At 42.7% G+C, this 6,845-nt stretch carries 9 protein-coding genes; 4 read left to right on the forward strand and 5 right to left on the reverse strand.

Annotated features, from left to right (window positions below; all coding sequences use genetic code 11):
* Nucleotides 1–36: 36 nt before the first annotated feature.
* Both AB4238_RS12375 and phhA read right to left on the reverse strand, forming a co-directional pair.
* Nucleotides 37–375 carry a 4a-hydroxytetrahydrobiopterin dehydratase gene (locus AB4238_RS12375; RefSeq protein WP_371992551.1) on the reverse strand — a complete coding sequence of 113 codons (339 nt, stop codon included), beginning with the start codon at nt 373–375 and terminating at the stop codon, nt 37–39.
* A gap of 96 nt (nt 376–471) precedes the next feature.
* Complete coding sequence (gene phhA / locus AB4238_RS12380; protein ID WP_372033714.1) at nt 472–1,260, reverse strand: phenylalanine 4-monooxygenase; 789 nt, start codon at nt 1,258–1,260, stop codon at nt 472–474.
* A 446-nt stretch (nt 1,261–1,706) separates the two neighbouring features.
* Between phhA and galU the strand changes: the two genes are divergently transcribed.
* The 4 genes from galU to AB4238_RS12400 all read left to right on the forward strand — a co-directional run bounded on the left by galU (nt 1,707) and on the right by AB4238_RS12400 (nt 4,912).
* On the forward strand, nt 1,707–2,621 hold the full coding sequence (gene galU, locus AB4238_RS12385; protein ID WP_372033715.1) for a UTP--glucose-1-phosphate uridylyltransferase GalU: 915 nt from the start codon (nt 1,707–1,709) through the stop codon (nt 2,619–2,621).
* Between the two features lie 136 nt (nt 2,622–2,757).
* Complete coding sequence (gene galE, locus AB4238_RS12390) at nt 2,758–3,771, forward strand: UDP-glucose 4-epimerase GalE (RefSeq protein ID WP_372033716.1); 1,014 nt, start codon at nt 2,758–2,760, stop codon at nt 3,769–3,771.
* A gap of 58 nt (nt 3,772–3,829) precedes the next feature.
* On the forward strand, nt 3,830–4,306 hold the full coding sequence (gene napF, locus AB4238_RS12395; protein WP_372033717.1) for a ferredoxin-type protein NapF: 477 nt from the start codon (nt 3,830–3,832) through the stop codon (nt 4,304–4,306).
* A 186-nt stretch (nt 4,307–4,492) separates the two neighbouring features.
* Entirely contained in the window at nt 4,493–4,912 is a 420-nt protein-coding gene (locus tag AB4238_RS12400) for a polymer-forming cytoskeletal protein (RefSeq protein WP_372033718.1), read from the forward strand.
* A 79-nt stretch (nt 4,913–4,991) separates the two neighbouring features.
* Here the strand turns inward: AB4238_RS12400 and AB4238_RS12405 are convergent, their stop codons facing one another.
* From AB4238_RS12405 to AB4238_RS12415, 3 genes are all read right to left on the reverse strand, one after another.
* Nucleotides 4,992–5,708, reverse strand: coding sequence for a DUF2982 domain-containing protein (locus AB4238_RS12405; RefSeq protein WP_372033719.1), 717 nt, complete (start codon nt 5,706–5,708; stop codon nt 4,992–4,994).
* Between the two features lie 61 nt (nt 5,709–5,769).
* Nucleotides 5,770–6,507: a YdcF family protein gene (locus AB4238_RS12410; RefSeq protein ID WP_372033720.1), complete on the reverse strand. Its 738-nt coding sequence runs from the start codon at nt 6,505–6,507 to the stop codon at nt 5,770–5,772.
* 164 nt (nt 6,508–6,671) lie between these two features.
* A partial coding sequence (locus tag AB4238_RS12415) for an ROK family protein (protein ID WP_372033721.1) occupies nt 6,672–6,845 on the reverse strand: 174 nt, incomplete at its 5' end.

Here is a 6,845-nt window from a genome sequence, read left to right on the forward strand (position 1 = left end):
GATCAACAGCCCCTAGTAACCCAGCACGCAATTCAATTAGTCTAGCAAGGTATCTGTTTTAGCGGCCATAATGAAATCATTCTTATGCAAGCCCTTTATAGAATGGGACCACCAAGTCACTGTCACTTTACCCCATTCAGTCAAAATGCCAGGGTGATGAAAATCAGCTTCAGCTAATTCGGCAAGCTTATTAGTAAATGCCATAGCCAATTTAAAGTTCTTAAATTTATATACACGCTCTAGCTGCATAATGCCGTCACGCACTTCTACCGTCCAGTCGGGGATCATACGTACAAGTTCACCCAGTTCGGCATCGCTTACTTTAGGCGCGTCAGCTTGGCAGGCTTCACATTTCATTTGTGCTAATTCAGTCATTTTGTTCCCTTTCACTCTGTTATTTTTATCATCAACCTAGCAGTAGGCTTTAACCTAATTGATATTAGGTTCACCCTGCCGTTTTTCTAATCGTTATTAACCCGCTTTGGCTGGGTAAGTCGCCTCGAATAAACCCAGTTGTTTAGCTTTGTTAACTGCGCCCATAATATCCATCTCAGCAATTTTATCGAGTTCGCAGATATCATTAATGGCATAGTAGATGGGCTGCATAATATCGATACGATAAGGCGTACGCATCACATCCACCAGATCAAAAGGTCTGATTTCAGGCTCATCGCCCATCACAAATTCAGTTTCCCCTGGCGAGCTTAAAATGCCGCCACCATAGATACTTAAATCATTATTCCCGCGAATCACACCAAACTCGACGGTAAACCAATATAATCGTGCTAAAAACACACGGTCTTGCTTACTTGCGGCTAGCCCCAATTTGCCATACAAATGGGAAAAGTGAGCAAACGATGGGTTAGTCAGTAGTGGACAGTGACCAAAAACTTCGTGAAATATATCTGGCTCTTGCAAGTAATCAAGCTCTTCACGGCTGCGGATAAATGTCGCGACCGGAAATGATTTGTTTGCCAACAACTCAAAAAACTTACCAAATGAGATCAACGCTGGCACTGCTGCGGTTTTCCAACCAGTAGTCTGTTGAAGCACCGCATCAATCTCATTAAGTTGCGGGATCCTGTCGCTTGGCAGCGCAAGCCTGTCTAGTCCATCCATATAAGCTTGGCATGCCCGGCCAGGCAAATTGACAAGTTGCCTCGAATAGAGCTCTTGCCAAATATCATGTTCATTCTGTGGGTATTGTATAAAGCCGTTTGCATCAGGCAAACGAGCCGTATAGTTAGTCGCTTTGCTCATATTAGTAAAAACACTGGTAACGATTCCTGACTACATAGTTAACCAAAGTTGATATTTTGTTAACCAGATCACAGTTTAAACTTTGATGCCTCAGCACAGCCTTGTGTAATCTAATGTTTACATACGTATAGCTTAGCGCTAAAAAAGCTTTTATTAACAGTGAATTTGTTGTAAGCCATAATTTACAGGAACTGATAATACTGAAGAATTTAGCCCGCATTCGCCTAGAAAGCTATAAAAGCTCACCTTTTGAGTTAAACAACACCTGACGCTTTCATCCAAATAGAAGCATATCGACAGGGTTGGTTACTACAATGTCGAATAAAAACCGAGCGGATAAGCAACAAAATTAGTAATAATCAAGCCGCTTTGCCAAATTCAAAGCACACCTGATAAAAATTCAGTATAGAATAGTGTTAGAGCGCTAATCCATTGATAGGAACAGTATGACTTCGATAAAACGACGTAAGATAAAAAAGGCTGTTATCCCTGTCGCAGGTCTAGGTACACGGATGCTACCAGCGACAAAAGCGATGCCTAAAGAGATGCTGCCAGTGATGGATGTTCCTCTTATACAGTATGTTGTTAAAGAAGCTATTGCAGCAGGCATCAAAGAGATAGTTTTGGTCACTCACGCCAGTAAAAACTCAGTCGAGAACCACTTCGACACCAGCTTTGAATTAGAAGCCCATTTAGAGCGCCGAGTAAAACGTCAACTTCTTGCAGAGGTACAAAGTATTTGCCCTGCTGACGTCACCATCATTAGTGTGCGTCAAGCACAGGCAAAAGGCCTAGGTCATGCGATCTTATGTGCTAAGACTATTGTAGGTGACGCGCCATTTGCAGTGCTTTTACCTGATGTCATTGTCGATGATGCCAGCAGTAACTTAGCCAAAGATAACTTGGCACAGATGGTAAAGCTATTTGATGAAACCGAAGTGGGTCAAATCATGGTAGAGGGGGTGCCCCACGATCAGGTTGATCAATACGGTATTGCAGACATCAATGGCGAAGAGTTACAGCCAGGAGAATCGTTACCATTAAGTCAGCTAGTTGAAAAACCGCCGGTTGATGAAGCACCATCAAACCTAGGTGTTGTAGGCCGATACGTTCTGCCAGCTGATATTTGGCCTTACCTTGCTAAAACACCAGCCGGCGCGGGCGATGAGATCCAGTTAACCGATGCTATTGCAATGCTGATGGAAAATCAAACCGTTAATGCTTATTACATGCAAGGTAAGAGTCATGATTGCGGTAATAAACTCGGCTATATGCAAGCCAATGTAGAGCACGCTTTGCGTCACAAGGATATAGGCCCAGAGTTTGCTGAATATATTAAGTCTATCGCTAAAAGCCTTTAATTCTTAAACAGACGGCTCTTAAACAGATAGTACTTAAACAGGTAGCACTTAAACAGATAGTGCTTAAACAGATAGTGCTTAAACAGATAGTACTTAAACAGATAAAGAATATTAGATTGCAAGGAAGGATTTACAGATGACAATTTTGGTAACTGGCGGCGCAGGTTATATTGGCACTCACACTGTAGTTGAGCTGCTTAATAACGGCAGCGATGTGGTTATTCTCGACAACCTCAGTAATTCTAGCGTAACAGCGCTTGAGCGTGTGGAGCAGATCACAGGGAAGTCGGTCACTTTCTATCAAGGTGATATTCTCAATAAACCTTTTTTGCAAAAACTATTCACAGATCATGATATTGAATCTGTTATCCATTTTGCGGGCCTTAAAGCGGTTGGTGAATCGGTTGAGCAACCACTGCGCTATTATGAAAATAACGTCACTGGTACCATTGTATTATGTCAGGTAATGGCCGAATTTAACGTAAAAAATATCGTATTCAGTTCATCGGCAACGGTATACGGTGATCCAGCTTCTTTACCTATCACTGAAGACTTTCCAACCGGTGCAACCAACCCATATGGTCAGTCAAAGTTGATGGTTGAGCATGTACTTGCAGACCTGCACCATTCAGATCCGAGCTGGAACATTGCCCGTCTAAGATACTTCAACCCAGTAGGCGCACACCACAGCGGTTTGATTGGTGAAGATCCTAACGATATTCCTAACAACTTAATGCCATTTATTACCCAAGTAGCAGTGGGTAAACGTGAGCAGTTAAGTGTATTTGGTAATGATTACGATACTGTCGATGGAACCGGTGTACGTGATTATATCCACGTTGTTGACCTAGCGGTTGGGCACCTTCGAGCACTTGATAAATTGCGCACAAAACCAGGATTGGTGACTTATAACCTAGGCACCGGCGAAGGTTACAGTGTGTTAGAAATGGTGGCTGCATTTGAAAAAGCCAGCGGTACTGAGATTAAGTATCAACTTGTCGCAAGACGTGCTGGCGATATTGCAGCGTGTTATGCAAACCCTGATAAGGCACAAACTGAGCTTAACTGGCAAGCGACTCACACTATCGATGACATGGCGCAAAGCAGTTGGCACTGGCAGTCCAGTAACCCAAATGGCTACAGTAACTAAAAGGCGTAGCCTGTTTATCATTGTTAGTCCACTACCGTTTTAACCAAGAGTAAAAGTCATGAGCAGCATCAATCAAAGTCGACGTCGTCTATTTAGCCGTAAGAAAAATGATGCTGTTCACCTACCTTGGGTAAAAAATGATATCGCGTTTACCGATGAATGCACCCGTTGTGATAAGTGTATTTCAGCATGTGAAACTCACATTATCATTAAAGGCGATGGCGGCTTTCCAGAAGTCGACTTTAGCATTGATGAATGCACCTTTTGTAAAAAATGCGTAGAGGCTTGTCCTGAGCCATTGTTTATCCAAACCGATGAGGCTCCTTGGGCTATTGCCGCCTCAATTCAAACTACCTGCATGGCGTATCAAGGTATATGGTGCCAAAGCTGCAAGGATGCCTGCGATGCCATGGCAATTAGCTTTACCATGGCGGTTGGCAAAGCGCCTCAACCTGTCATTGATACAGAAGCGTGCACAGGTTGTGGCGCTTGCGTTGCTCCCTGCCCGTCCGACGCAATACTGATAAAGCAGTGATTAATCATCGTATTTTTCGTGTTAAAATTTTTTACTATCAATAAGCTACTTTATTTAAGCCTAAAGCCAGCCTCTGCTTAATCGCTTCATAGCCAAAATAATGACATCAAGCGCCAAATATAAGTGGTTTTTAATTGCTTTTTTTCAAGGTAACATCAAGCTACCTTGACTAATAGCGACGCATTTATGTTTAAAAGAAAGAAAAGCGGTGGGCTCACTTTTATTGCCCAAGGAACCAAGCTAACAGGTGAAAGCGAATTCACAGCAGAGGCTTTAGTCTCCGGTGAGCTTTATGGCGACATCCAATCAACAAACAACATAACTATTGAGCAGGATGGTCTTATTGACGGCGTGTTGAATTGCCAAGAACTAAGAGTTTCAGGCACTTTCCGCGGAAAATTGCATTGCAATAAACTCAATATAACCAGTACCGGTATTGTTGACGGCGAAGTCACCTGTCAATCAATGGAAATTTTTGAAGGCGGTCAATTTATTGGAATGCGTGTCCGTGATGACATTGCCTTTCTACCCGCATCTTCGAAAGAAAAACTCGAATCCGCTAACACAGAACAAATTGAAGATGCGCAGCTAACGGCTAACGGCTAGTACCTTGTAAAAATTAGTAATTAATTATCATGGCTAAGCTTATAGAGTTTATCATTTTATCAGCTTAGCTCTGCAAATCTTATTCATCACTCTCCGACATTGCTTGATGCTGATAACTTCTAAGTAATCTAATAAACTCTTCAGCAGGTCTATCTAACGCATCAGTGGCAATATAAAGGTGAAAACCTAAATGGTTGCCCAATATTCGGCATCGATGGCCAAACATTGCTAACACTCCCTTATAACGGCTGTCATCTTCAATAAATGGGGTGAACTCTGCGCTCATTTGATTTTCTAACGTGGATAGGTCTTCATCTTGAGCAGAGACGGTCATCAGCAGCGGCCTTTGCTCAATCAGCAAACCGGAGGCTAATCTTAATGAAATGCAATCTAATACTGGTCCCACTGCTTTTAACTTAATACCAATATAAGGCAAAGTGATGATTTCAAGCCCTTGAGTGACTCGCGGTTGATCAAGGCGCTGAATATTTTGCCAACCTATTTGCACCTCGCCGCGTCGATGAAAATAGCGTATTCCGAGGGGATCAATACTCAATGTAACCTCGGGTTCTACCAGCTTAGAAATGCCAAGCACTGCAGCGATAGCACCAAAAGCGAAACATACGATGCCAGGGGCAAATAGATGGCTGCCGGCGAGGAAAAGCCCAATCCCAATAACTACGCCAATGATACCGATGAAAGTTAGAGTAAACCCATTACGTTTGTTAGGGGATTTGATGAGCAATGTTTGTGAATTCGATTGTTCCAAAATACGTTCTACTATTGGTTGATTCAAAGACAATTTACTAGCTGTTTTGGTGACAAAAACAACCCGTTCCTATCACGGTCAGAGATGGTTAATTTGCATGCTTGAATTTAAACCAGACTAGGCCTAAATATTCATGGATTGCACGTTGTGACGATAATAAACTTTGCGCATCAAAATACCACCAATAGGTTTTTCTTTGGGCAAAATCTGTCGGCGCAGCAGTGACATTTAAACCTGCATTTTCAAAAATGGCCATCGAACGCGGCATATGACTCGCTGATGTTACTAATCTAAAGGGCGCATCTGCAACTTCCCATTGCATATACTGCGCTTCTTCAATGGTATCTTTTGCAAGTGGGAATTTAATAATAACGTTTGGATTAACGCCTAGCTCTACGGCTGCATCAAACATCACATCCGCATGAGCACGAGTATTTATTCCGCCGCTCCAACCACTAACGACTAACTGACAGTCTTGACCTAAGGACAGCTGTCTTATTCCTTCACTCAATCTGGCTAATGCCGTATTCGATAACTGCTGCACAGCGGGTTGGTTTTCAACTTCATCATGGCCACTGCCTAATACCATCACTAAACAGCCGCTTCCCATAGGCTCATTGTTAACAGAGTACTGGTTCTCTAATGGCGCTAACAGTGCATTACTGCCCATGCTGCTACTTAGTGCAAGGAGCATGCCTGCAGCAACCAACAAAAAGCTTTTAGCCACCTTTCGATTGCGAATAACAAGATAGGTCACTGCAATAAGAATGATCAACAGAGGAACAGGCATAAACAGTTGAGAAACGATCTTTTTTAGCCAAAACATGTAATAAAACTCAGAAAAGGATGCTAGAAATGCAAGTTTAGCATGGATTTCAAATAGTAATATGGCAGAACGTTCGCTTGGATAAACAGACAAACAAAAAGCCATACAATGAGAGTCATCATATGGCTCGAGGGTTATTCAGTTACTTTTAGCTATTGCAGTGGTTAAGCTTCGTCTTTACTCCACAACCAAGCGGCGCCGCGCACTCCCGAGGAGCCACCATAGATATTTTGTACCACAGGTGTACGACACTCTCCGCCAAGCACATACTTAGGTAAGATATCTGGAAGCAGCGGATAGATAGCTTCAATATTTGACACTCCCCCCCCCAAGACAAT

The organism is Shewanella sp. 10N.286.45.A1 (genome assembly GCF_041470405.1).
Lineage (GTDB): Bacteria > Pseudomonadota > Gammaproteobacteria > Enterobacterales > Shewanellaceae > Shewanella.